This window comes from Pseudomonas sp. ATCC 13867 (assembly GCF_000349845.1).
GTDB lineage: Bacteria > Pseudomonadota > Gammaproteobacteria > Pseudomonadales > Pseudomonadaceae > Pseudomonas.
This window is the reverse complement of sequence record NC_020829.1, coordinates 5,129,260-5,154,114: the sequence shown is the minus strand read 5'-3', so window position 1 is coordinate 5,154,114 and position 24,855 is coordinate 5,129,260. Positions and strand designations below refer to the sequence as shown.

The window sequence follows — 24,855 nt, the reverse complement described above, 5'->3', positions numbered from 1 at the left end:
GCCCCTTTTTTTCCGTCCCATTGCAATCGCCCGGTCCGCATGAAACTCATCGTCAAGGTCTTCCAGGAAATCACCATCAAGAGCCGGCCGGTGCGCAAGCGCTTCATCCGCCAGCTGGCGAAGAACATTCGCACGGTGCTCCGCGACCTCGATCCCGAGCTGCTGGTGGAAGGCGAGTGGGACAACCTGGACGTCGAGACCAAGGTCACCGACCCCAAGGTCCTGCGCGAGATGATCGAGCGCCTGAGCTGCACGCCGGGCATCGGCCACTTCCTGGAAGTGCACGAATACCCGCTGGGCGACTTCGACGACATTCTGGAGAAGTGCAAGCTGCACTTCGCCGACAAGCTGCCGGGCAAGATCTTCTCCATGCGCTGCAAGCGCGCCGGCAAGCACCCGTTCACCTCCATCGACGTCGAGCGTTACGTCGGCGGTGGCCTGCGCCAGCAGTGCGGCGCTGCGGGCGTGTCGCTGAAGAACCCGGAAGTGCAGGTACGGGTGGAAATCCGCTACGACCGCCTGTACGTGATCCATGCCCAGCACGAAGGCCTCGGCGGCTACCCGCTGGGCGCGCTGGAGCAGGTGCTGGTGCTGATGTCCGGCGGCTTCGACTCCACCGTGGCGGCCTACCAGATGATGCGCCGCGGCATGATCAGCCACTTCGTGTTCTTCAACCTCGGCGGCCGCGCCCACGAACTGGGCGTGATGGAAGTCGCGCACTACCTGTGGGAGAAGTACGGCCGTTCCCAGCGCGTGCTGTTCGTCAGCGTGCCCTTCGAGGAAGTGGTCGGCGAGATTCTCACCAAGGTCGACGACAGCTACATGGGCGTGACCCTCAAGCGCATGATGCTGCGCGCCGCCAGCCGCGTGGCCGAGCGCCTGGAGCTGAACGCCCTGGTGACCGGCGAGGCGATCTCCCAGGTGTCCAGCCAGACCCTGCCGAACCTCTCGGTGATCGACCGGGTGACCGATACCCTGGTGCTGCGTCCGCTGATCGTCAGCCACAAGCAGGACATCATCGACACCGCGACCCGGATCGGCACCGCCGAGTTCGCCAAGCACATGCCCGAATACTGCGGCGTGATCTCGGTGAACCCGACCACCCAGGCCAAGCCTTACCGCGTCGACCACGAAGAAACCAAGTTCGACATGGCCGTGCTCGACCGCGCCCTGGAGCGCTCCACCCAGATGACCGTCGACCGCGTGATCGACGAACTGGGCAAGGACCTGCCGGTGGAAATGGTCGACGAAGTGCTGCCGGGCCAGATCGTGGTGGACATCCGTCACCCGGATGCCCAGGAAGATGAACCGCTGGCGCTCGAAGGCATCGAAGTGCTGCCTATGCCGTTCTACGCGATCAACAGCAAGTTCAAGGAACTGGATCCCAACCGCCAGTACCTCCTGTACTGCGACAAGGGCGTGATGAGTCGCCTGCACGCCCACCACCTGGTCAACGAAGGGCACACCAATGTGCGTGTTTACCGTCCGCAATAAAGGCGCGGACCAACGCCGCCAGCCCGGACTGTTCGGCGGCAGTATCCGCCACCGACCTCCCGACACATTCGGTGCGTAGGCTCACGCCCTGACCTTTTGCACCGCCGCGCCAAGGCCCGGCCCCCGCTGCCGAAAACGGCAGCCGAAGATTCACTATCGAGACTGACACTGTGATCGAAAAACTGCGCAACATCGCCATCATCGCCCACGTCGACCATGGCAAGACCACCCTCGTAGACAAGCTCCTGCGCCTGTCCGGCACCCTCGACCGCAAAGAAGCGGAAAACGAGCGCGTGATGGACTCCAACGACCAGGAAAAAGAGCGTGGCATCACCATCCTGGCGAAGAACACCGCGCTGAAGTGGAACGACTACAGCATCAACATCGTCGACACCCCCGGCCACGCCGACTTCGGCGGTGAAGTAGAGCGCGTGATGTCCATGGTGGACTCCGTGCTGCTGGTGGTCGACGCCCAGGACGGCCCCATGCCGCAGACCCGCTTCGTGACCCAGAAGGCCTTCAAGGCCGGCCTGCGTCCGATCGTCGTGGTGAACAAGATCGACCGTCCGGGCGCGCGTCCTGACTGGGTCATCGACCAGATCTTCGACCTGTTCGACAACCTCGGCGCCACCGACGAGCAGCTGGACTTCCCGATCGTCTACGCCAGTGCCCTGAACGGCATCGCCGGCATGGACCACGAGAAGATGGACGACAACATGGACGCGCTGTTCCAGGCGATCATCGACCACGTCCCGGCGCCGAAAGTCGACGTCGACGGCCCGTTCCAGATGCAGATTTCCCAGCTGGACTACAACAGCTTCCTCGGCGTGATCGGCATCGGCCGTATCGCCCGCGGCAAGGTCAAGACCAACACCCCGGTCGTGGCCATCAGCGACGACGGCACCAAGCGCAACGGCCGCATCCTGAAGATCATGGGTCACTCGGGCCTGCAGCGCATCGAAGTCGCCGAAGCCGAAGCCGGTGACATCGTCTGCGTGTCCGGCATGGACGAGCTGTTCATCTCCGACACCCTGTGCGACCCGCAGAACGTCGAAGCCCGCCCGCCGCTGACCGTCGACCAGCCGACCGTGAGCATGACCTTCCAGGTCAACGACTCGCCGTTCGCCGGCAAGGAAGGCAAGTTCGTCACCAGCCGCAACATCAAGGACCGTCTGGACAAGGAACTGCTGCACAACGTGGCCCTGCGCGTCGAGCAAGGCGATTCCCCGGAGAAGTTCAAGGTCTCCGGCCGTGGTGAGCTGCACCTGTCGGTTCTGATCGAAACCATGCGCCGTGAAGGCTTCGAGCTGGCCGTGGGCCGCCCGGAAGTGGTGATCATCGAGAAGGATGGCGAGAAGCAGGAGCCCTACGAGAACGTCACCATCGACATCGAAGAGCAGAACCAGGGCTCGGTGATGGAGCAGATGGGCCTGCGCAAGGGCGATCTGACCAACATGATCCCCGACGGCAAGGGCCGCGTGCGCCTGGAATACACCATTCCGGCGCGTGGCCTGATCGGCTTCCGTAACAACTTCCTGACCCTGACCTCGGGCACCGGCATCCTGACCTCGACCTTCAGCCACTACGGCCCGATCAAGGCCGGCGAAGTGACCAACCGTCAGAACGGCGTACTGGTCTCCATGGCCACCGGCACTGCGCTGACCTACTCGCTGGAAACCCTGCAAAGCCGGGGCAAGCTGTTCCTCGGCCCAGGCGACGAGATCTACGAAGGCCAGCTGGCCGGCATCAACAGCCGCGACAACGACCTGGTGATCAACCCCACCAAAGGCAAGAAGCTCGATAACATGCGCGCTTCGGGCAAGGACGAAGTCATCGCCCTGGTTCCGCCGATCCGCTTCACCCTGGAGCAGGCGCTGGAATTCATCGCCGATGACGAGCTGGTGGAAGTGACGCCGAAGTCGATCCGTCTGCGCAAGAAGCTGCTGAACGAGAACGACCGCAAGCGCTACGAGCGCGCCAAGGTCTGATTCGACCAGAAGTGAGAAAAAGCCGGGCTTATGCCCGGCTTTTTTGTGCCCTGCCGCCAACAACTGGCACCCTGTAGGCGCGAGCTTGCTCGCGAACGGATTGCCCTGCAGCGCCGGCGCCACGCGGTTCGCGAGCAGGCTAGCTCCTGCGAACAGTCGTTTCCCGCCGGGAGGAGTTCCCCTTCGCGTGGCCGCAAGGCGGTGTCGCGACGTCTGATGTCGTGAAGCTGTGAGTTCGTGGACGCAGGCCAGGGAGTCCGGGCCGATATACTCAGCTTTCCGGACGTTGCCGTCCGGCTTGGGATGGATTCGCACAGAACTTCAAGGATTCGAACACATGCAATGGATTTTCATGCTGGTCGGCCTGGTCATCGGCACCGCCGCGGGCGAGTCGGTCACTGGGGCGGTGCTGGGCGCGGTGTTCGGCTTGGCGCTGGGGCAGGCCTTCGCGTTGCAGGGCCTGAAGCGGGAGAACGCCAGCCTTCGCGGTGAGCTGAAGGTCTTCGGCGAACGCTTCGATCACGGCACCCAAGCTCTCTATGAACGGTTGTTGCAGGTAGAGCGCCGCGCCGCCGAGCAGGCGCCGCCGACCGGCGGCGAGTACGTCGCGCCGGAAGTGCCGGTTGCGCCGGCCGAGCCCGAGGTCGAGGCGCCGGTCGGCGAGCCCGTTGCCACCGAACTGGACTGGAGCATCGAACTGCCCGCCGACGAGCTGGCGCCGGCTCCGGCCGCTGCCGCGCGGATGGATGCACCCATCGAGTGGTCGGACCTGGTCCTGGAGCCGCTGGAGAAGCCCACTGCCCAGGCCCGCGTCGAAGAGGCGGCAGCACAATCGGAAGTCCCTCCCGCCGCGCCTCCGGTGCCGCCACCCCCCCCTGTCCCGCCGCTGCTCGACCGCGCCCTCGGCGCCGCCCGCGACTGGCTCCTGGGCGGCAACACCGTGCTGCGCGTCGGCGTGGTGCTGCTGTTCCTCGGCCTGGCCTTCCTGCTGCGTTACGCCACCGAAGGCATGACCCTGCCGCCGCAAGGGCCCTACATCGGCACTGCCGCCGCCGCGCTGGCGTTGCTGGGCCTGGGCTGGTGGCTGCGTCATCGACGCCCGGCCTATGCGCTGGTCCTGCAGGGTACCGGCATTGCCGTGCTCTACCTGACGGTGTTCGCCGGCATCAAGTTGTACCCGGCGATGAACCACGGCGAGGTGCTGATCGATCCGCAGGCCGGCTTCGCGCTGCTGGTGGCGGTCACCCTGTTCTCGGCGATCCTGGCGATCCTCCAGGACGCTCTGGGCCTCGCCGCAGCCGCCGCGCTGGGTGGCTTCGCCGCGCCGATCCTGGCGTCCACCGGCGGCGGCAACCACGTCGCGCTGTTCAGCTACTTTGCGTTGCTCAACGCCGGTATCTTCGCCATCGCCTGGTTCAAGGCCTGGCGGATGCTCAACCTGATCGGTTTCTTCGGCACCTTCGGCATCGGCCTGGCCTGGGGGCTGCGTGCGTACCGGCCTGACCTGTTCGCCACGACCGAGCCGTTCCTGGTCCTGTTCTTCCTCACCTACGTCGCCATCGGCCTGCTGTTCGCCCGCCGCCGCCTGCGCGAGGCTGCCGGCGCGCCGCAGGACGACACCCGCGAAGCGCTGCTGCGCTGGTCGGCGCGACAGACCGACTATGTCGATGGCACCGTGCTGTTCGGCACGCCGCTGGTGGGCTTCGGCCTGCAGTACGGGATCATCCAGCACCTGGAGTTCGGCGCGGCGTTCAGTGCGCTGGCGCTGGGGCTGTTCTACATGGTTCTCGCGCGTTTGCTGGCCGGGCGCACCACCGGTCGCGTGCTGTTGCTGGTAGAGACCTGCCTGGCGCTGGGCGTGGTGTTCGGCACCCTGGCGATCCCGCTGGGCCTGGACGCACGCTGGACCTCCGCCGCCTGGGCCGTGGAAGGCGCCGGCATCTACTGGCTGGGCCTGCGCCAGCAGCGGCCGCTGGCGCGCATCTTCGCGCTGTTGCTGCAGGCCGGTGCGGCGCTGGCGTTCCTCGCCGACCTGCGTTCCGACCCGCTGTCGCTGCACCTGCTGGAAGGCGCGCCGCTGGGCGCGCTGATGCTCGGCGTGGCGCTGCTGTTCAGCTTCTGGAACCTGCGCAATGCCGATCCGCAGACGTTGCGCCACTGGGAACCGAACGTACGTCCGGCGCTGGCGACTCTCGGGCTGGCCTTCCTCTACCTGATCGCGCCGCTGTGCCTGGGGGCCGACGGTACCGCGATGGTCTGGGCCGTTGCGGGGCTGGCCACGTTGTTCGCCGGCCTGCGCCTGCGTTCGCGCACCTTCCTGGCCTGCGCCTTTGCGGTGCAACTGCTGGGTGGGGCGATCTTCCTCCTGCACCTGCGGGGGGCCGAGGCAGGCGGTGGCGTACTGGGTTCCGGTTGGCGCGGCCTGGTGGCCGCCTCGTTGATCGGTCTGGCGCTGATCGCCGGGATGCTGATCGCCGCCCGCGACTCTCTGGTGCGCGATGACCGCCGGCTGATGCTGGGGTTGAGCGTGGTCCTGCTGCTGGGGCTGGCCTTCATCAACCTTGCGGTGCTGTTCGTGCTGCCGTGGCAGACCGCTGCCGCTGTCTGGGCCGGCAGTGGATTGCTGATCCTCTGGCTGAGCCTGCAATTGCAGCAGCGCGCGGCCTTCGTCTTCGGCCTGGGGTTGCAGGTGATCGGCGCCGGCGCCTTCCTGTTCAGCGGTCCGGCTCTGTTCGGCGACCTGCCCGGCGAGGGCCTGAAGCCGTTGGCGCACATGGGCTTCTGGACTCCGGTGGTGCTGGCGCTGGCCGCATTGGTCGGCGCCTGGCGCCTGCACCGGGCCAGCGAGCGCGAGCGTCGTCTGGCGTTGGCTGGATTGGGTCTGGAGCAACTGTCGCAACTGCTGCTGGTCTGGGGCGCCGGCTGGTGGGCGCTGACCGCGCTGTGGGAGATCGCCCGCTTCGTGCCCGCTGAGAGGCGTGAACACGTGGCCCTGCTGGTGGCTGCGATCAGCATCGGCCTCGGTTCGCTGCTGGCGCGCCGCGAGCAATGGCGCGCGCTGGCGCTGCTGTGCCTGTCGCTGGTGCCGCTGTCGCTGGTGGCGCTGGCCAGTGCCTGGAACCTGCAATATCACCCGCTGGCGGCGCTGGGCTGGCTCGGCTGGGTGGCGGTGTTCGCGGTGCACTTCTTCACGCTGCGCCGACTCGATGCATTGCTGCCGCGCCGTGTCGCGCAGGTAGCCCATGTGCTGGGCTGCTGGCTGATCCTTGGCGTGCTGGCGCTGGAGCTGCGCTACCTGTTCTTCGCCCTGGCCGAGCATTACAACGCCTGGCGCTGGCTGGGCTGGGCGCTGGTGCCGAGTCTCTACCTGATCCTCATGGGCGGCGTCGCGCGCCTGCCCTGGCCGGTGGCGGCCTTCGAGCGCGAGTACCGGGCGATTGCCGCCGTGCCGGTGGCCGTGGCGTTGCTCGGCTGGTTCTGGCTGGTCAACCTGTTCAGCGACGGTTCGGCGGAGCCTCTACCCTACCTGCCGCTGCTCAACCCGCTGGAGCTGGGCATGCTGATCGTGCTGGTGGCGGTGCTCCAGTGGACGCGCCTGGGCCTACCGCAGTTGGGCGTGGCCGAATCTACCCTGCGCCTGCCGGTGCAGGCGGTGCTGGGGGCCTCGCTGTTCGCCCTGCTGACTCTGATGGTCTGCCGTGCCGCGCACCACTGGGGCGGCGTACCGTTCGACGCCTTCGCCCTGCGCGAGTCGATGCTGGTGCAGGCGGGGCTGTCCATCGTCTGGGCACTGATCGCGCTGGGCCTGATGATCGCCGGGCACCTGCGTGGCCGCCGTGATTTCTGGCTGGTCGGCGCGGCGCTGCTGGTGGTCGTGGTGGTCAAGCTGTTCCTCGTCGACCGCGCCAGCGGCGGCAGCCTGGAACGCATCATTTCCTTCATCGGCGTCGGCGTGCTGATGCTGATCGTCGGCTACTTCGCGCCGTTGCCGCCGCGCCGGCCGACGCCTGAACCGCAACGGGAGCAACCCTCCGCATGAAGCTGAAAACCTTCCTCCTGCTCGTCGGCGCGTGCCTGGCCGGCACCGCCGTTGGCGCCGTACCGACTCCGGCCGACTTCGCCAACCGGGTGCCGCTGGAGGTGGCCGGCAAAGGGCCCTGGTACCGCCTGCAATTGCCGATCGAGGTGCTGTTCGGCGCCCGCCACGGCGATCTGCGCGACCTGCGCATCTTCAATGCCGAGGGCGAGGCGCTGCCCTACAGCCTGCGCACCGGTGCCGCCAGCGAGAAGCATGTGCGCAGCGAGGTGCAGGCGCGCATCTTCCCTCTGCGCGGTGCTTCCGGCAGCGCGGCCGGCGACAACCTGAAGATCGTCCGCAGCACCACCGGCACCATCCTCGAAATCACCCCGAACGCGCCTGCCCAGGACAAGACCCAGGTACTGCGCGGCTGGCTGCTGGAAACCGGTTCCGGCGATTTGCCGCTGGACCGCCTGCAGCTGGACTGGGCGGCGGACAGCGATGGCTTCCAACGCCTGCGCATCGAGGCCAGCGACGACCTGGAGCACTGGCGTTCCCTGGGTGAAGGGCAACTGGCGCGGCTGGATTTCAACGGCCAGCGCATCGAGCAGAACGACATCGCGCTATCCGGCGAGACGGCGCGCTACCTGCGCCTGTGGTGGGAGTCGCCGCAGCAGGCCGCGCAACTGGCCGGCGCCGTCCTGAGCGGCAGTCGCAACAGCACCGGACCGGTGCCCATGCTGTGGTCCGCGCCGCTGGCCGCCAAGGCCGACGCCGAGGGCGCGTTCAACTGGAGCCTGCCGCTGGCGCTGCCGGTGGAGCGCGTGCGGATTCCGCTGGAGCGGGCCAATACCTTGGCACCGGTGGTGCTCTCCGGTCGCCGCGATGGCGCCGTGCAGTGGGCGCCGCTGGCGCGTGGCGTGCTCTACCGGTTGCCGGGGGAGGGCGGCGAGATCACCCAGGAGGAACTGGAACTGCCCGGCGGAGCGGTCAGCCAACTGCGCCTGCAACTGGATGCCCGTGGTGGCGGCCTGGGCGGCTCGACGGCAAACCTGAGCATCGGTATCCGCGCGACCGAAGTGGTCTTCCTCGCCCGTGGCGGCGAGCCCTATCAACTGGCGGTCGGCAGCGCATCGGCCACCGACGGCAGCCTGCCGCTGGCCACCCTGGTGCCGGGCTTCGATCCCAGGCGTCTGTCCGTCATGGGCGACGCGCACCTGAAGGGCGCTCTGCAGCCCCAGGCGTCCGTGACGCAGAGCGCACCGCCGAACGCTGACGGCCGTTGGAAACGCTATGGCCTGTGGGCCGTGCTGCTGGCCGGGGTCGTCCTGCTCGGGCTGATGGCGCTGAGCCTGTTGCGCAGCAGTCGCCCGCAAAACTGAGCAAGGTTCACGGAGATAGCCGCGAGATAGGGGGCCGCCGGGGAAAACTCTGCTACTGTGATGGCGTTCTGTCCGCCCAATAAAAACAAGCACGGAGTAGCAGGATGATCAGACAGGCGCTCACCCCGTTGGCGGCTGCCTGCGTATTGGCGATTGCCTCGCAGGCCTCGGCAGCCCCTTCCCCCTATTCGACCCTGGTGGTGTTCGGCGACAGCCTCAGCGACGCGGGCCAGTTCCCCGACGCCGGCGGCCCGCCCGGCGCCTCCACGCGCTTCACCAACCGCACCGGTCCGACCTATCTGGAAGGCAGCGGCGAAGCCTTCGGACCGACCGCGCCGATGATCCTCGGCGGCAAGCTGGGCGTCTCTTCCGCCGACCTCAACCCCTCGACCTCGCTGGTCAGCGGCACCCAGGACGGCAACAACTGGGCGGTAGGCGGCTACCGTACCGACCAGATCTACGACTCCATCACCGCGCCGGATGGCTCGGTGGTCAGCGCCGGGGGCGATACCCGTACGCGCGACGGCTATCTGGTCGGGCGCCGGGCCGATCCGAATGCGCTCTACTACCTCACCGGTGGCGGCAACGACTTCCTCCAGGGGCGGATTCTCGACGCCGCGAGCGCCGGCGCCGCAGCCGGGCGCCTGGTGGACAGCGTCGAGGCCCTGCACCAGGCCGGCGCGCGCTACATCATGGTCTGGCTGCTGCCTGACCTGGGGCTGACGCCCGCTACCAACGGCACGTCCCTGCAACCCTTCGGCACCGAGCTCAGCGGTATCTTCAACCAGCAGCTGGCGGCCCAACTGGCGGCGACTTCTGCGAACGTCATCCCGCTGAACATCCCGCTGATGTTCCAGGAAGTGCTCGCCGATCCCGGTGCCTTCGGCCTGGCGACCGGCACGAACCTGGTGGGCACCTGCTTCAGCGGCAACGGCTGCCCGGAAAACCCGCTCTACGGCCGCCACGGCGCGACCCCCGACCCGACCAAGCTGATCTTCAACGACGGCGTGCACCCGACCATCGCCGGCCAGCGCCTGATCGCCGACTACGCCTACTCGGTGCTCTCCGCCCCGTGGGAAGCGACCATGCTGCCGGAGATGGCCCTGGGCACCTACAACGCCTACCAGGACCAGTTGCGCAGCCAATGGCTGGCGGACTGGGAAAACTGGCAGGGCACCGGGCAGTGGCGCGGCTTCGTCACCGGTGGCGCCCAGCACCTGGACTACGACGACCAGGACAGCGCGGCCGACGGCGACGGCTACGGCGCCAACCTGACCCTGGGTACCAGCTACCGTCTCGATGACGCCTGGCGCGTCGGCGGTTCGCTGGGCTTCTACCGGCAGAAGCTGGAACTGGGCTCGGACGACTCCGACTACAAGCTCAACAGTTACCTGGGCAGCCTGTTCGTGCAGTTCCAGCAGAACCGTTGGTGGGCCGACGCTTCGGTGACCGGCGGCAAGCTCGACTTTGATGATGCCAACCGCAAGTTCTCCATCATCGACCACGAGGTCGAGGAGAAGGCCGATACCGACGGCAGCCTGCTGGCCTTCAGCGGCCGACTGGGCTACGACATCGCCCAGGGTGGCGAGAACTGGCACCTGTCGCCCTTCGTCAGCGCCGACTGGGCGCGGGTGAAAGTGGACGGCTACGAAGAGGACAGCGGCCGCTCCACCGCGCTGGCCTATGACGAGCAGAACCGCTACTCCCGTCGCCTCGGCGCCGGCCTGCAGGGCAAGCTGGACCTGTCGCAGGACACCCAGCTGTTCGGCGAGGTCGCGGTGGAGCGCGAGTATGCCGACGACACTCGGAACATCGGCATGAACTTCACCAGTTTGCCGGCGAACGGCTTCACCCTGCAGGGCTACACCCCGCAGAGCCACCTGCAGCGCGCCACCCTCGGCTTCGCCCAGAAGCTGACCCCGGAGCTGTCGCTGCGCGGCGGCTACAGTGCGCACCGCAGCAGCGATGACCTGGCCCAGGGCGTGAGCCTGGCGCTGAGCCTGGACTTCTGATCGCCTGAAGTGAACGGCGCGGGGTGACGGGCGGATTCGGCCGTCACCCCGCTTTCTTTCCAGTGGACCGCTCGCCGCGCGGCCGAAGGTCGCGGGGCTGATCGACTTTGGGGAACTGCCCGTGCGCGGCGGGCTCCAAGCATTCGGCGAGCCTCTGCGCAAGGAGGCATCGCGGTCGTTTCCACGCTAGAATGCGCCCTGATTTTTTCCATCTTCTCCCCTGGAGTCTTCCATGTCCCGCGTTACCCTGAGCCGCTACCTGATCGAGCAGACCCGCAGTCACAATACCCCGGCCGACCTGCGTCACCTCGTGGAAGTGGTGGCCCGCGCGTGCAAGGAGATCAGCCACGCCGTGTCCAAGGGCGCGCTGGGTGGCGTGCTCGGCAGCATGGAAACCGAGAACGTGCAGGGTGAGGTGCAGAAGAAGCTCGACGTGCTGTCCAACGAAATCCTCCTGGAAGCCAACGAGTGGGCCGGTAACCTGGCCGGCATGGCCTCCGAGGAAATGGACCACCCCTACCAGATTCCGGGCAAATACCCGAAAGGCGCCTACCTGCTGGTCTTCGACCCGCTGGACGGCTCCTCCAACATCGACGTCAACGTCTCGGTCGGCACCATCTTCTCCGTGCTGCGCTGCCCGCAGGAATACCTGAGCCAGAACGACAGCCTGCGCGAGGAAGCCTTCCTCCAGCCGGGCACCACCCAGGTCGCCGCCGGCTACGCCATCTACGGCCCGCAGACCATGCTGATCCTGACCCTGGGCAACGGCGTCAAGGGCTTCACCCTGGATCGCGAGCTGGGCAGCTTCGTGATGACCCACGACAACATCACCGTGCCCACCAGCACCGCCGAATTCGCCATCAACATGTCCAACCAGCGCCACTGGGAAGTCCCGGTGCAGCGCTACGTCAGCGAACTGCTGGCCGGCAAGGAAGGCCCGCTGGGCAAGAACTACAACATGCGCTGGATTGCCTCCATGGTGGCCGACGTGCACCGCATCCTGACCCGTGGTGGTGTGTTCATGTACCCGCGCGACTCCCGCGAGCCGGAGAAGCCCGGCAAGCTGCGCCTGATGTACGAAGCCAACCCGATGTCGTTCATCATCGAGCAGGCCGGCGGCGCCGCCACCAACGGCCGCCAGCGCATCCTCGAGATCCAGCCCGACAGCCTGCACCAGCGCGTTGCGGTGTTCCTGGGGTCGAAGGAAGAAGTCGAGCGCGCCACCGCCTACCACAAGGAAGGCTGATGCTCCGGGAGGCCCCCTGGCAGGCGTTGCTGGACTGGTGGTTCGGCAGCGCGCTGGATGCCGTCGAGGTGTCCGCGCAGCGTAACGCCCTGTGGTTTGGCAAGAGCGTCTGTCAGGATGTGGACTCCGACAACCGTTTCGGCGGCCTGGTGCGCCAGGCCCTGGACGGCGGCTTGCAGGAGTGGGAGCGCGAGCCGCAAAGCTGGCTGGCGCTGATCCTGCTGCTCGACCAGTTGCCGCGCATGATCTTCCGCGATACCTCGCGCGCCTACGCCGGCGACGCCCGCGCCCAGCGACTGGTGCGCCAGGGGCTGGAAGCCGGCTTCGACCGCAAGCTGCCGCGCATCGAGCGGGTATTCGCCTATATCGTACTGGAACACGCCGAGGACCTGGCCAGCCAGGACGAGGCGGTGCGCCTGTACGAAGAGTTGCAGGCCGAATCCGGCGCCGGCGAGAAGGTGCTGTTCGCCGGCTTTCTCGCCTATGCGCGCAAGCACCAGGCGGTGATCGCCCGCTTCGGCCGCTTCCCTCACCGCAACGCCATCCTCGGACGCCCGTCCAGCAGCGAAGAAACGCAGTTCCTCACGGAACCCGGCTCACGTTTCTGACTCCAACACGGCGGCCGATCCGGCCGTCCTGTGCCAAGCTTGTTGGCCTGCCCCTACACAATGGAGTTGTCGATGTCCTTCCGCCGCCTCGCGCTCGTCGCGTTCTGTGTCGTCCTGGCTGCTTGCAGCAAGATCAACCAGGAAAACTATTCCAAGATCAAAACCGGCATGACCAAGGCTGAAGTCGAAGGCCTGCTCGGCAAGCCGACCGAGTGTTCCGGCGCGCTGGGTGTGTCCAGCTGCACCTGGGGCGACGACAAGGCCTTCATCAGCATCCAGTATGCCGGCGACAAGGTGCTGCTGTTCTCCGCCCAGGGCCTGAAGTAAGGCGAGTCGGAACGGGCGACAGGGTCGGATGCGACCGTTGCTTCCGTGCACCCTGAAAAAACGCCCCGAGGGGCGTTTTTTCATGGGCGATGCGGGGGGATCGAGGCGCGACTGGTTCGGTGCCGAGCGGTTCGCGAGCAAGCTCGCTCCTACGAAGAGCGCTACGACGTTTCCCTGTAGGAGCGAGCTTGCTCGCGAACCGCATCTGCAGGAGCGTAGGGCGTAAACGTTCGGCGCTTGGTCCCTGGCCCCCGAACTCGGCACCGGGTCCGCCGGCGGGCGAGTTGAAACGGCGTACCACCGCGAACGGTTGTATGCCCTTGCGGTCAGTTCAGCAGCGTGCGCAGCACATCGGCGAACTCGCGGGCGCTCTGCTCTTCGAGCGGGTGCTTGCCGTCACGCACGCGCCACTGGCCGGCGACCATCACGTCGCGTACCTGGCGGTCACCGCCGGCGAACAGCCAGCGATTGAGGATGGCGTCGCCACGGGCGGTCTGCAGGTAGGGATCGCCGCCATCGAGCACCAGCAGGTCGGCGCGCTTGCCGACGGCCAGTTCACCGGTGGGCTGCCCGAGGGCCTGGGCGCCGCCGGCGAGGGCGCCGTCGAACAGGGTGCGGCCGACCATCGGCTGGTTGGCGCCATACAGACGATTGCGGCGCTGGTCGCGCAGGCGCTGGCCGTATTCCAGCCAGCGCAGCTCCTCGACCACGCTCAGGGAGACGTGGCTGTCCGAGCCGATGCCGAAGCGACCGCCCTGGGCGAGGTAGTCCACCGCCGGGAAAATGCCGTCGCCCAGGTTCGCCTCGGTGGTCAGGCACAACCCGGCCACCGAGCCGCTGCGCGCCATCGCCGTCACTTCGTCGGCCTCGGCGTGGGTGGCGTGAACCAGGCACCAGCGCGCGTCCACCGCGACGTTCTCGTACAGCCACTGCAGCGGACGGCGGCCGCTCCAGGCCAGGCAGTCGTCGACTTCCTTCTGCTGCTCGGCGATGTGGATGTGCACCGGGCAATCGCTGGCATCGGCGCCCAGCACCTCGGTGATCTGCTGCGGCGTGACGGCGCGCAGGGAGTGGAAGCACAGACCCAGCCCCTGCTGCGGCTGGTTCGACAGGTGCGCGCGCAGGCCGTCGATCAGTTTCAGGTAGCTGTCGGTGCTGTTGATGAAGCGGCGCTGGCCTTCGCTCGGCGCCTGGCCGCCGAAGCCGGCGTGGGAGTAGAGCACCGGCAGCAGGGTCAGGCCGATGCCGGTGTCGCGCGCCGCCTGGCTGACGCGCAGGGCCAGCTCCGCCGGGTTGGCGTAGGGCGTGCCGTCGGCGTCGTGGTGCACGTAGTGGAATTCGGCGACGCCGGTGTACCCGGCCTTGAGCATTTCGATATAGAGCTGGCGGGCGATCGTCTCGACCTGTTCAGGCGACAGACGGCCGACCAGGCGGTACATCAGGTCGCGCCAGGTCCAGAAGCTGTCGTTGGGGTTGCCGGCGACTTCCGCCAGGCCTGCCATCGCGCGCTGGAAGGCGTGGGAGTGCAGGTTCGGCATGCCGGCGAGCAGCGGCCCGGCCACGCGCTCGGCGCCTTCGGCGCTGGCGTCCGGGGTGATCGCGGTGAACAGGCCGTCGGCATCGATCTCGAAGCGGACATTGCGTGCCCAGCCGGAGGGCAGCAGGGCGGATTCGGCGAACAGGACGGACATGCGCGGGCCTCGCAGGCTTCTTCGAATTTGTATATACATATACAGACGTTTGCCGAGGCCGTAAACTGCAAGGCAACCCGGCGGTCGTCGAAGGACTTGTATGCACCGGTCGAATCCGGTACATGCCGGAGGCAGATCCAGTCCTCGCCCATCGTCGCCACGACAAGGAGTTTCCCGTGCCCGCATCGCCCACGCCTACCCCGCCCGCCGAGGGTTCGTCGCTCGCCGCGCAGATGGGGGAAATTCCCGCGCCGCTGTATGCCCGCGTCAAGCAACTGATCATCCAGCAGATCCAGTCCGGGACCTGGCCGCCGCACCACCGCGTGCCGTCCGAGGCGGAGCTGGTCGACGAGCTGGGCGTCAGCCGCATGACCATCAACCGCGCGCTGCGCGAGCTGACCGCCGACGGCCTGCTGGTGCGCATGCAGGGCGTGGGCACCTTCGTCGCCGAGCCCAAGGGCCAGTCGGCGCTGTTCCAGGTGCAGAACATCGCCGAGGAAATCACCGCCCGCGGGCACAAGCATCATTGCGTGGTGGTCAGCCTGGTCGAGGAACTGGCTACCGCCGAGCGTGCGCTGGCGCTGGACGTGCGCGAGGGGCAACGCATCTTCCACTCGATCATCGTGCACTACGAGAACGACATCCCGGTGCAGATCGAGGACCGCTACGTCAACGCCGCCGTGGCGCCAGACTACATGAAGCAGGATTTCACCGGGCAGACGCCGTTCGCCTACCTCACGCAAGTGGCGCCGCTGAGCGAGGGCGAACACGTGGTCGAAGCGGTGCTGCCCAGCCCCGAGGAATGCAAGCTGCTGTCCGTCGACCGCCACGAGCCGTGCCTGTTGATCCGCCGGCGGACCTGGTCGGGACGCAATACCGTGACCAGCTCGCGTCTGCTCTATCCGGGCTCGCGCTACCGCCTGGAAGGACGTTTCAGTTCATGACCGATGTGAAGCTGCTGCGCGCCGCCGACTACCCGGCGATGCCCTGGAAGAACGGCGCGGGCACCACCCGCGAGATCGTCCGCGATGCCGGCGACGGCCTGGAAGGCTTCGGCTGGCGCGTGTCCATCGCCGACGTCGGCGCGCCGGGGCCATTCTCCGCGTTCACCGGCTATCAGCGCGTCATCAGCGTGCTGGAAGGCGAGGGCATGCGGCTGAAGGTGGATGGCGCCGACTCCCGCGACCTGCGTGCGCTCGATGCCTTCGCCTTCGATGGCGCCAGCGCGGTGGACTGCACGCTGCTGGGCGGCGCGATCCGCGACTTCAACCTGATCTATTCACCGGCTCGCTACCGTGCGCGTCTGCAATGGCTGAAGCTGAATGGCTCCGCCCACTTTTTCAGCAGCGCTTCGACCGTGCTGCTGTTCAGCGCGGGCGAGGGTATCCATGCCAGCTTCAACGGTGTGGCCGGCGGGGTGCTGGGCCTGCATGACACGCTGATAGCCGAGGGCGACGGCACGCTGCAGGAGTGGCGGCTGACGGTGGTGGGGCGTGCGGATATCTGCGTGATCGAACTCGAAGCACGCTGAGCCAAAAGGGCGCCGGGAGGCGCCCTTTGCTTTTGCAGGATGGCGTGGAGCGAAGCGATACCCATCAATCGCTGCGCTCCAACTGTAGGGCGGATAAAGCGGAACGCTTTATCCGCCGTCATCACCGAGCGGCGGATAACGCCATAGGCGTTATGCGCCCTATGTCGTGGTTACGAGTACAACCGCGAATAAGCGATCCACCGGCTCATCACCCCATCCTCCACCCACGCTCGCGCAGCGGCGATATCCGGGGCGAAGTAGCGGTCCTGGTCATAGTGCGGCACCTGGCTGCGGATCAGCGTGCGCACTTCCTGCAACTGCGGCGAGCTTTGCAGCGGCGCGTGGAAGTCCACACCTTGCGCGGCGGCGAGCAGTTCGATGGCGACCACTCCGGCGCTGTTGCCGGCCATGTCCAGCAGACGGCGGGCGGCGAAGGTGGCCATCGACACGTGGTCCTCCTGGTTGGCCGAGGTCGGCAGGCTGTCCACCGAAGCCGGATGCGCGAGGGTCTTGTTCTCCGAGGCCAGGGCCGCCGAGGTGACCTGGGCGATCATGAAGCCGGAGTTCAGTCCGCCTTCCTTGACCAGGAAGGCCGGCAGGCCGGACATGGCCGGGTCCACCAACTGGGCGATGCGCCGTTCGGACAGCGCGCCGATCTCCGCGATCACCAGGGCCAGCACGTCGGAGGCCATCGCTACGGGTTCCGCATGGAAGTTGCCGCCGGAGAGCACGTCGCCATCGGCGCTGAACACCAGCGGGTTGTCGGAGACGGCGTTGGCCTCGCGCAGGAACACCCCGGCGGCGAAGCGCAGGTGATCCAGGCAGGCGCCCATCACCTGCGGCTGGCAGCGCAGGGAGTACGGGTCCTGCACGCGCTTGCAGTCGATGTGCGACTGGTTGATCGGGCTGTCGTGCAGCAGTTCGCGGTATAGCGCGGCGACCGCGATCTGTCCTGGCTGGCCACGCACTGCCTGGATGCGCGCATCGAAGGGTACGAACGAGCCCTTCAGCGCTTCCACCGTCAGGCTGCCGGCGACCACCGCCGAGATGAACAGCTTCTCCGCCGCGAACAACCCGCGCAGGGCCAGCGCGGTGGACACCTGGGTGCCGTTGATCAGCGCCAGGCCTTCCTTGGGCCCCAGTACCAGCGGTTCGGCGCCGGCGATGGCGAGGCCTTCGGTGGCTTCGAGGATGCGCCCTTCATGGCGTACCTGGCCAACGCCCAGCAGGGTCGAGGACAGGTGCGCCAGCGGCGCGAGGTCGCCCGAAGCACCCACCGAGCCCTGCGACGGAATGCACGGATAGACCCGCGCCTGGTAGAGCTTGAGCAGCGTCTCGATCACCGGCATGCCGACGCCGGAGAAGCCGCGCGCCAGGGAGCCGATCTTCAGCGCCATGATCAGCGCCACGCTGGCGTCGTCCAGCAGCGGGCCGGTACCGGTGCAGTGGGAGAGGATCAGGTTGCGCTGCAGGGTGGCGAGCTGGTCTTCGGCGATGGAGGTGCGCGCCAGCAGGCCGAAGCCGGTGTTGATACCGTAGACGGTGCGCTGGTCGGCGATGATCTGGCTGACCGTCTGCGCGCTGCGCAGGATGGTCTCGCGGCACTCGTCGGCAAGCTGCAGGGTGGGCTGGTGCTGATGGATGGCGCGCAGCTGGTCGAGGTCGAACTGGCCGGGCGTCAGGAGCAGGGTGTCGGACATGTCAGCTTCCTGGAGTCGGTGAAGTGTTACTGTGGTCGTATCCTGTATATACAGGTATAGCAATCGCCGTGCCATGCGTTCCGGGCCTGCGTTGGTGTTGGTTGGTGCAGGGTGCGGGCGCTCTCCAGGCAAGTGAATGTCACCGCCGGTGGCATTGCCAGGCCGATGCTCGCGAACTGTCGCGAGTCCGCGGTTGGCTGGGTGCTGAAGGCGGCGACGGGGTTCGAGGCGATTCCGCCATCGCTACCCTTCATTGGGTTGCCGGTGAATCTGACCCCGCATCATCGTGATGGGCTGGCCCCTACTGCCCTGAAACGAACTGCCTGGGAGGTGCGGGTCCGCTGGCGAACCCCATTGCGCGGACTTCCTTCGCTTTCCAGTGCTTGTCTATACAACCTGCGTTCCTTCGTAACGAGCGGTGTTACCGAATGCTACGAAAAGGTGCAGGGCAGCCCGTTTCTGGGGCATGACTCTGAAGGCAGGTAATGGCTGTGCGCTGCTCAATCGTGTGCTTCATTCAAATTAAATTCATATAAATCAGTAGGTTATTAAAATACTCGAAGCTCTCCAGAAGTCCCTGGACCGGGTTGGCCTCTCCTTTGCTTATACTTGTACATACAAGCATAGACATGATGGTGGCGAACCCCTCGGCACCGTCGAACGAACCGCCAGGCCGCCCCCACGGCCTCCGACCCGAGCAAGCGAAGGAGCCTTCCGTGACCAAATTCCGCGACGTCGAAATCCGTGCCCCGCGCGGCACCCAACGCAGCGCCAAGAGCTGGCTGACCGAAGCGCCGCTGCGCATGCTGATGAACAACCTCGACCCGGAAGTCGCCGAGAACCCGAAGGAACTGGTGGTGTACGGCGGCATCGGCCGCGCCGCGCGCAACTGGGAGTGCTACGACAAGATCGTCGAGACCCTCAAGGAACTGAATGACGACGAAACCCTGCTGGTGCAGTCCGGCAAGCCGGTCGGCGTGTTCAAGACCCACACCAACGCCCCGCGCGTGCTGATCGCCAATTCCAACCTGGTGCCGCACTGGGCCAACTGGGAACACTTCAACGAACTGGATGCCAAGGGCCTGGCCATGTACGGCCAGATGACCGCCGGCTCGTGGATCTACATCGGCAGCCAGGGCATCGTCCAGGGCACCTATGAAACCTTCGTCGAGGCCGGCCGCCAGCACTACGACGGCAACCTCAAGGGCCGCTGGGTGCTTACCGCCGGCCTGGGCGGCATGGGCGGCGCCCAGCCGCTGGCCGCGACCCTGGCCGGCGCCTGCTCGCTGAACATCGAGTGCCAGCAGAGCCGCATCGACTTCCGCCTCGCCAGCCGTTACGTCGACGAGCAGGCCAAGGACCTCGACGACGCCCTGGCGCGCATCGCCCGGTACACCGCCGAAGGCAAGGCCATCTCCATCGCGCTGCTGGGCAACGCCGCGGAAATCCTCCCGGAACTGCTCAAGCGCGGCGTGCGCCCGGACATGGTCACCGACCAGACCTCCGCCCACGACCCGCTCAATGGTTACCTGCCGGCCGGCTGGACCTGGGAGCAGTACCGCGACCGCGCGCAGACCGAGCCGGCTGCCGTGGTCAAGGCCGCCAAGCAGTCCATGGCCGTGCACGTCAAAGCCATGCTGGAATTCCAGAAGCAGGGCGTGCCGACCTTCGACTACGGCAACAACATCCGCCAGATGGCCAAGGAAGAGGGCGTGGCCAACGCCTTCGACTTCCCCGGCTTCGTCCCGGCCTACATCCGCCCGCTGTTCTGCCGTGGCGTCGGTCCGTTCCGCTGGGCCGCGCTGTCGGGCGATGCCGAGGACATCTACAGGACAGACGCCAAGGTCAAGGAGCTGATCCCCGACGACGCCCACCTGCACAATTGGCTGGACATGGCCAAGGAGCGCATCAGCTTCCAGGGCCTGCCGGCGCGTATCTGCTGGGTCGGCCTGGGCCAGCGCGCCAAGCTCGGCCTGGCGTTCAACGAGATGGTCCGCAGCGGCGAGCTGAAGGCCCCTATCGTGATCGGCCGCGACCACCTGGACTCCGGCTCGGTGTCCAGCCCGAACCGCGAGACCGAAGCCATGCGCGACGGCTCCGACGCCGTGTCCGACTGGCCGCTGCTCAACGCCCTGCTGAACACCGCCAGCGGCGCGACCTGGGTCTCGCTGCACCACGGCGGCGGGGTGGGCATGGGCTTCTCCCAGCACTCGGGGATGGTGATCGTCTGCGACGGCACCGACGAAGCGGCGGCGCGCATCGCCCGCGTGCTGACCAACGACCCGGGCACCGGCGTGATGCGCCATGCCGACGCCGGCTACCAGATCGCCATCGACTGCGCCAGGGAGCAGGGCCTGAACCTGCCGATGATCACCGGCAAGTAATCTCGCAGTCGCCAGTCAGGACCAGGGAGAGGGCCGCCGCACGGCGTGGTGCGGCGGCCCGGTCCGTAAAGCAGTACATCGACAGACAAGAATTCCCTTCGGGAGAACAATAACGATGTCCCAGGCCAGTGACAGCTCCAAACCCCTGATCGAAGTGCGTTCGATCGACTACATCCCCGAGGCCGAGCGCCACGGCAAGCTCTACAGCCAGTTCACCCTGTGGCTGGGTGCCAACCTGCAGATCACCGCCATCGTCACCGGCGCCCTGGCCGTGGTGCTGGGCGGCGACGTGTTCTGGTCGCTGATCGGCCTGCTGATCGGCCAGTTGCTGGGCGGTGGCGTGATGGCGCTGCACGCCGCGCAGGGGCCGAAGCTCGGCCTGCCGCAGATGATCTCCAGCCGCGTGCAGTTCGGCGTCTACGGCGCGGCCATCCCGATCGTGCTGGTGTGCCTGATGTACCTGGGCTTCACCGCCACCGGCACCGTGCTGTCCGGCCAGGCCCTGGGCCAGCTGTTCGGCGTCAGCGACAGCGTCGGCATCCTGATGTTCGCCAGCGTCATCGTGCTGGTGACCGTGCTCGGCTACCGGGTGATCCACGTGATCGGCCGCATCGCCAGCGTCATCGGGGTGATCGCCTTCATCTACCTGTTCAGCCGTCTGATGAGCCAGACCGACGTCAGCGCGCTGCTGCAGATTCGCCACTTCAGCTGGAGCAGCTTCCTGCTCGCGGTGTCCCTGGCCGCCTCCTGGCAGATCGCCTTCGGCCCCTATGTCGCCGACTACTCGCGCTACCTGCCGAGCAAGACTTCCTCGGTGAAGACCTTCCTCGCCGTGGGCGCAGGTTCGGTGATCGGCGCGCAGGTGGCGATGATCTTCGGCGTGTTCGCCGCGGCCGGCGCCAACGGCCAGTTCGCCGGCCATGAAGTGGCCTACATCGTCGGCCTGAGCGGCAGCGGCGCCGTCGCCGCGCTGCTCTACTTCAGCATCGCCTTCGGCAAGATCACCATCTCGACGCTGAACTCCTACGGCAGCTTCATGTGCATCGCCACGGTGATCAGCGGCTTCCGTGGCCACCTGGAAGTGAGCCGCGTGCAGCGGCTGCTCTTCGTGCTTGTCATTGTCGGCGCCGCGACCCTGATCGCGCTGCTCGGCCAGCATTCGTTCCTCGGCGCGTTCAAGTCCTTCATCCTCTTCCTGCTGGCCTTCTTCACCCCGTGGAGTGCGGTCAACCTGGTCGATTACTACTGCATCACCCGCGAGCACTACGACGTGCCGGCGCTGGCCGATCCCGATGGCCGCTATGGCCGCTGGAACATCCCCGGCATCAGCGTCTACGTGATCGGCGTGTTGGTGCAGCTGCCCTTCATCTCCACCAAGTTCTTCACCGGCCCGCTGGTGGACGCCCTGGGTGGCGTGGATATTTCCTGGATCATCGGCCTCGTGGTTCCGGCCGTTCTCTATTACCTGGTCGCCCGCCGCGTCACGCGGGCAGTACCGGACCGGCTGATCCTGCCGGCCCGCACCTGAACAGACCGGCCCGGCCGTGCGGCCACGAGCACGCGCGGCCCTTGCACTGCCCAACCTCATTCACGTTTAGGAGCATCAGATGAACAACACCAAGAAGACGCTGCTGGGCCTGTTCCTGTCCGCCGGTCTGCTCGGCGGCACCATGACCACGGCCCAGGCCGCCGGCTGGTGCGAGAGCGGCAAGCCGGTGAAATTCGCCGGGCTGAACTGGGAGAGCGGCATGCTGCTCACCGACCTCATGCAGATCATCCTGAAGAACGGCTACGGCTGCGAAACCGACAGCCTGCCGGGCAACTCCATCACCATGGAGCAGGCGCTGGCGAACAACGACATCCAGATCTTCAGCGAGGAATGGATCGGCCGCAGCGACGCCTGGAACAAGGCCGCCGCCGCCAACAAGGTGGTCGGCGTGGGCGCGCCCATCGTCGGCGCCACCGAGGGCTGGTACGTGCCGCGCTTCGTGATCGAGGGCGACAAGGCGCGCAACATCGAAGCCAAGGCGCCGAACCTGAAGGCTGTCACCGACCTTGCGCAATACTCCGAGGTGTTCCGCGATCCGGAAGAGCCGGGCAAGGGCCGCTTCTACAACTGCCCGGCCGGCTGGACCTGCGAGCTGGAAAACTCCGAGATGCTGAAGAAGTACGGCCTCGAGGACAAGTACACCAACTTCCGCCCCGGCACCGGCCCGGCCCTGGATGCCGCCGTGCTGTCGAGCTACAAGCGCAAGGAGCCTATCCTCTTCTACTACTGGTCGCCGACGCCCCTGATGGGCCAGGCCGACCTGGTGAAGCTGGATGAGCCGGGCGTGAACAAGGACGTGAAGATCCAGGTCGGCCTGTCCAAGGCCTTCCACGACCAGGCCCCGGAACTGGTGGCGGTGCTGGAGAAGATCAACCTGCCGATCGACCTGCTGAACCAGAACCTGGCGAAGATGGCCAAGGAGAAACTCAGCTCCGAGCAACTGGCCAAGGCCTTCCTCAAGGAGCACCCGGAAGTGTGGACCTCCTGGGTCAGCGAGGACGCCGCGAAGAAGGTCCAGGCCGCGCTCTGAGCGCCTGTGCCCTGATCGTCGCGAGCGACGGCCAGGCAAGGCGAAAGATGGCGAGGACGCGGAGTTTACACACAGTAAATGAGCAGTCCGAGCCGGCTTTCAACGCCGCCTGGCCGAGCGCAGCAGATCAGGGACAGGTGCTCAAGCCGCCGAATCCGGGGAGGCCCCGCCTCCCCGGTGATGCCCACTCCTGACGAGTACGTGCCATGTTTCCCGAACGCTTCACTTTCTCCATCGCCGACTGGGTCAACGGTTGGGTCGATGCCCTGGTCACCAACTACGGCGACGTGTTCCGCCACATCTCCGACACCCTGCTGTGGGCCATCGTCAACCTGGAGAGCGTGCTGCGCGCCACGCCCTGGTGGCTGATGCTGGCCATCGTCGGCGGCATCGCCTGGCACGCCACCCGGCGCATCCTGCCCACGGCGGTGATCGTCGGCCTGCTGTTCCTGGTGGGGGCGGTCGGGCTGTGGGACAAGCTGATGCAGACCCTCGCGCTGATGATGGTCGCCACCCTCATCTCGGTGCTGATCGGCATTCCGCTGGGCATCGTCGCCGCGCGCAGCGACCGCTTCCGCGCCGTGCTGCTGCCGCTGCTGGACATCATGCAGACCATGCCCAGCTTCGTGTACCTGATCCCGGTGCTGATGCTGTTCGGCCTGGGCAAGGTGCCGGCGATCTTCGCCACCGTGATCTACGCAGCTCCCCCGCTGATCCGCCTCACCGACCTGGGCATCCGCCAGGTCGACCGCGAGGTGATGGAAGCCATCACCGCCTTCGGCGCCAACCGCCGCCAGCAACTGTTCGGCGTGCAACTGCCGCTGGCGCTGCCGAGCATCATGGCCGGCATCAACCAGACCACCATGATGGCCCTGTCGATGGTGGTCATCGCCTCGATGATCGGCGCCCGCGGCCTGGGCGAGGACGTGCTGGTGGGCATCCAGACCCTCAACGTCGGCAAGGGCCTGGAAGCCGGTCTGGCCATCGTCATCCTCGCCGTGGTCATCGACCGCATCACCCAGGCTTACGGCCGCTCGCGCCACACAGAGGCCAGCAAATGAGCAAGATCCAGGTCAAGAACGTCTACAAGATCTTCGGCGCCAAGGCCGACGCCGCGCTGGCGATGATCCGCCAGGGCAAGAGCAAGGCCGAGGTGCTGGCCGCCACCGATTGCGTGGTCGGCGTCAACGATCTTTCGCTGTCCATCGAGGCGGGGGAAATCTTCGTCATCATGGGCCTGTCCGGTTCCGGCAAGTCGACCCTGGTGCGCCACTTCAACCGCCTGATCGACCCCACCAGCGGGCAGATTCTGGTGGATGGCGAGGACGTCCTCGCCTACGACGCCGCCGCGCTGGAGAACTTCCGCCGGCGCAAGATCAGCATGGTGTTCCAGAGCTTCGGCCTGCTGCCGCACAAGAGCGTGCTCGACAACGTCGCCTACGGCCTGAAGATCCGTGGCGAGAGCAAGGCGCTGTGCCAGGAACGCGCGCTGCACTGGATCGCCACCGTGGGCCTTGCGGGCTACGAGAAGTCCTACCCGCACCAGCTCTCCGGCGGCATGCGCCAGCGCGTTGGCCTGGCCCGCGCACTGGCCGCCGACACCGACATCATCCTCATGGACGAAGCCTTCAGCGCCCTCGATCCGCTGATCCGCGCGGACATGCAGGACCAACTGCTGGAGCTGCAGAAGACCCTGCACAAGACCATCGTCTTCATCACCCACGACCTCGATGAAGCCGTGCGCATCGGCAACCGCATCGCCATCCTCAAGGACGGCCAGTTGATCCAGGTGGGCGCGCCCGCCGACATCCTGCACAAGCCCGCCGACGAGTACGTCGACCGCTTCGTCCAGCGCCGCGTCGCCGCGCTGTAACGCCATTCGCCGGCGGGGAAGC

At 66.8% G+C, this 24,855-nt stretch carries 17 protein-coding genes; 15 read left to right on the top strand and 2 right to left on the bottom strand.

Annotated elements, in window-relative coordinates:
• Positions 1-39 precede the first annotated feature (39 nt).
• From thiI to bamE, 8 genes are all read left to right on the top strand, one after another.
• A complete protein-coding gene (gene thiI / locus H681_RS23060; protein ID WP_015479308.1) occupies positions 40-1,494 on the top strand; it encodes a tRNA uracil 4-sulfurtransferase ThiI in 1,455 nt (484 codons plus the stop codon).
• A gap of 170 nt (positions 1,495-1,664) precedes the next feature.
• The gene (typA, locus tag H681_RS23055) at positions 1,665-3,482 is read left to right on the top strand and encodes a translational GTPase TypA (protein WP_015479307.1); all 1,818 of its coding nucleotides are present in this window, start codon (positions 1,665-1,667) and stop codon (positions 3,480-3,482) included.
• Positions 3,483-3,819: 337 nt separating this feature from the next.
• Positions 3,820-7,521: a DUF2339 domain-containing protein gene (locus H681_RS23050; RefSeq protein ID WP_015479306.1), complete on the top strand. Its 3,702-nt coding sequence runs from the start codon at positions 3,820-3,822 to the stop codon at positions 7,519-7,521.
• Positions 7,518-8,882 (top strand): DUF3999 domain-containing protein, encoded by a 1,365-nt coding sequence (locus H681_RS23045; protein WP_015479305.1) that lies wholly within the window; start codon positions 7,518-7,520, stop codon positions 8,880-8,882. Before H681_RS23050 ends, H681_RS23045 begins: the two co-directional genes overlap by 4 nt.
• Positions 8,883-8,986: 104 nt before the next feature.
• Positions 8,987-10,894 carry an esterase EstP gene (gene estP, locus H681_RS23040; protein WP_015479304.1) on the top strand — a complete coding sequence of 636 codons (1,908 nt, stop codon included), beginning with the start codon at positions 8,987-8,989 and terminating at the stop codon, positions 10,892-10,894.
• A gap of 232 nt (positions 10,895-11,126) precedes the next feature.
• Positions 11,127-12,140 (top strand): class 1 fructose-bisphosphatase, encoded by a 1,014-nt coding sequence (locus H681_RS23035; RefSeq protein WP_015479303.1) that lies wholly within the window; start codon positions 11,127-11,129, stop codon positions 12,138-12,140.
• Positions 12,140-12,748, top strand: coding sequence for a DUF924 family protein (locus H681_RS23030; RefSeq protein ID WP_015479302.1), 609 nt, complete (start codon positions 12,140-12,142; stop codon positions 12,746-12,748). Before H681_RS23035 ends, H681_RS23030 begins: the two co-directional genes overlap by 1 nt.
• Positions 12,749-12,820: 72 nt before the next feature.
• Positions 12,821-13,075 (top strand): outer membrane protein assembly factor BamE domain-containing protein, encoded by a 255-nt coding sequence (bamE, locus tag H681_RS23025; RefSeq protein WP_015479301.1) that lies wholly within the window; start codon positions 12,821-12,823, stop codon positions 13,073-13,075.
• 326 nt (positions 13,076-13,401) lie between these two features.
• Here the strand turns inward: bamE and H681_RS23020 are convergent, their stop codons facing one another.
• Positions 13,402-14,766, bottom strand: a complete 1,365-nt coding sequence (locus H681_RS23020; RefSeq protein ID WP_015479300.1) for a formimidoylglutamate deiminase — start codon at positions 14,764-14,766, stop codon at positions 13,402-13,404.
• 233 nt (positions 14,767-14,999) lie between these two features.
• On the opposite strand from H681_RS23020, the gene hutC reads away from it, so the two are divergent.
• Positions 15,000-15,710, top strand: coding sequence for a histidine utilization repressor (gene hutC / locus H681_RS23015; protein WP_015479299.1), 711 nt, complete (start codon positions 15,000-15,002; stop codon positions 15,708-15,710).
• On the top strand, positions 15,707-16,297 hold the full coding sequence (locus tag H681_RS23010; protein ID WP_015479298.1) for a HutD/Ves family protein: 591 nt from the start codon (positions 15,707-15,709) through the stop codon (positions 16,295-16,297). The genes hutC and H681_RS23010 overlap by 4 nt, the downstream gene beginning before the upstream one ends.
• Before the next feature lie 170 nt (positions 16,298-16,467).
• Here the strand turns inward: H681_RS23010 and hutH are convergent, their stop codons facing one another.
• Positions 16,468-17,997, bottom strand: a complete 1,530-nt coding sequence (gene hutH / locus H681_RS23005) for a histidine ammonia-lyase (protein ID WP_015479297.1) — start codon at positions 17,995-17,997, stop codon at positions 16,468-16,470.
• A gap of 716 nt (positions 17,998-18,713) precedes the next feature.
• On the opposite strand from hutH, the gene hutU reads away from it, so the two are divergent.
• From hutU to H681_RS22980, 5 genes are all read left to right on the top strand, one after another.
• A complete protein-coding gene (gene hutU, locus H681_RS23000; protein WP_015479296.1) occupies positions 18,714-20,381 on the top strand; it encodes a urocanate hydratase in 1,668 nt (555 codons plus the stop codon).
• A 115-nt stretch (positions 20,382-20,496) separates the two neighbouring features.
• Positions 20,497-21,909 carry a purine-cytosine permease family protein gene (locus H681_RS22995; RefSeq protein WP_015479295.1) on the top strand — a complete coding sequence of 471 codons (1,413 nt, stop codon included), beginning with the start codon at positions 20,497-20,499 and terminating at the stop codon, positions 21,907-21,909.
• Between the two features lie 142 nt (positions 21,910-22,051).
• Positions 22,052-22,960 (top strand): ABC transporter substrate-binding protein, encoded by a 909-nt coding sequence (locus tag H681_RS22990; RefSeq protein WP_442961267.1) that lies wholly within the window; start codon positions 22,052-22,054, stop codon positions 22,958-22,960.
• 206 nt (positions 22,961-23,166) lie between these two features.
• Positions 23,167-24,021 carry an ABC transporter permease gene (locus tag H681_RS22985; protein WP_015479293.1) on the top strand — a complete coding sequence of 285 codons (855 nt, stop codon included), beginning with the start codon at positions 23,167-23,169 and terminating at the stop codon, positions 24,019-24,021.
• Entirely contained in the window at positions 24,018-24,833 is an 816-nt protein-coding gene (locus H681_RS22980; RefSeq protein ID WP_015479292.1) for a quaternary amine ABC transporter ATP-binding protein, read from the top strand. The genes H681_RS22985 and H681_RS22980 overlap by 4 nt, the downstream gene beginning before the upstream one ends.
• Positions 24,834-24,855: the final 22 nt, after the last annotated feature.

Coding starts and splice junctions, on each gene's coding strand:
- hutC (WP_015479299.1), top strand. CDS start 15,000: ATGGGGGAAATTCCCGCGCCGCTGTATGCCCGCGTCAAGCAACTGATC.
- H681_RS22990 (WP_442961267.1), top strand. CDS start 22,052: ATGACCACGGCCCAGGCCGCCGGCTGGTGCGAGAGCGGCAAGCCGGTG.
- H681_RS22985 (WP_015479293.1), top strand. CDS start 23,167: ATGTTTCCCGAACGCTTCACTTTCTCCATCGCCGACTGGGTCAACGGT.
- thiI (WP_015479308.1), top strand. CDS start 40: ATGAAACTCATCGTCAAGGTCTTCCAGGAAATCACCATCAAGAGCCGG.
- H681_RS23045 (WP_015479305.1), top strand. CDS start 7,518: ATGAAGCTGAAAACCTTCCTCCTGCTCGTCGGCGCGTGCCTGGCCGGC.
- H681_RS23035 (WP_015479303.1), top strand. CDS start 11,127: ATGTCCCGCGTTACCCTGAGCCGCTACCTGATCGAGCAGACCCGCAGT.
- H681_RS22980 (WP_015479292.1), top strand. CDS start 24,018: ATGAGCAAGATCCAGGTCAAGAACGTCTACAAGATCTTCGGCGCCAAG.
- H681_RS23010 (WP_015479298.1), top strand. CDS start 15,707: ATGACCGATGTGAAGCTGCTGCGCGCCGCCGACTACCCGGCGATGCCC.
- H681_RS23050 (WP_015479306.1), top strand. CDS start 3,820: ATGCAATGGATTTTCATGCTGGTCGGCCTGGTCATCGGCACCGCCGCG.
- H681_RS23030 (WP_015479302.1), top strand. CDS start 12,140: ATGCTCCGGGAGGCCCCCTGGCAGGCGTTGCTGGACTGGTGGTTCGGC.
- estP (WP_015479304.1), top strand. CDS start 8,987: ATGATCAGACAGGCGCTCACCCCGTTGGCGGCTGCCTGCGTATTGGCG.
- hutH (WP_015479297.1), bottom strand. CDS start 17,997: ATGTCCGACACCCTGCTCCTGACGCCCGGCCAGTTCGACCTCGACCAG.
- H681_RS23020 (WP_015479300.1), bottom strand. CDS start 14,766: ATGTCCGTCCTGTTCGCCGAATCCGCCCTGCTGCCCTCCGGCTGGGCA.
- bamE (WP_015479301.1), top strand. CDS start 12,821: ATGTCCTTCCGCCGCCTCGCGCTCGTCGCGTTCTGTGTCGTCCTGGCT.
- H681_RS22995 (WP_015479295.1), top strand. CDS start 20,497: ATGTCCCAGGCCAGTGACAGCTCCAAACCCCTGATCGAAGTGCGTTCG.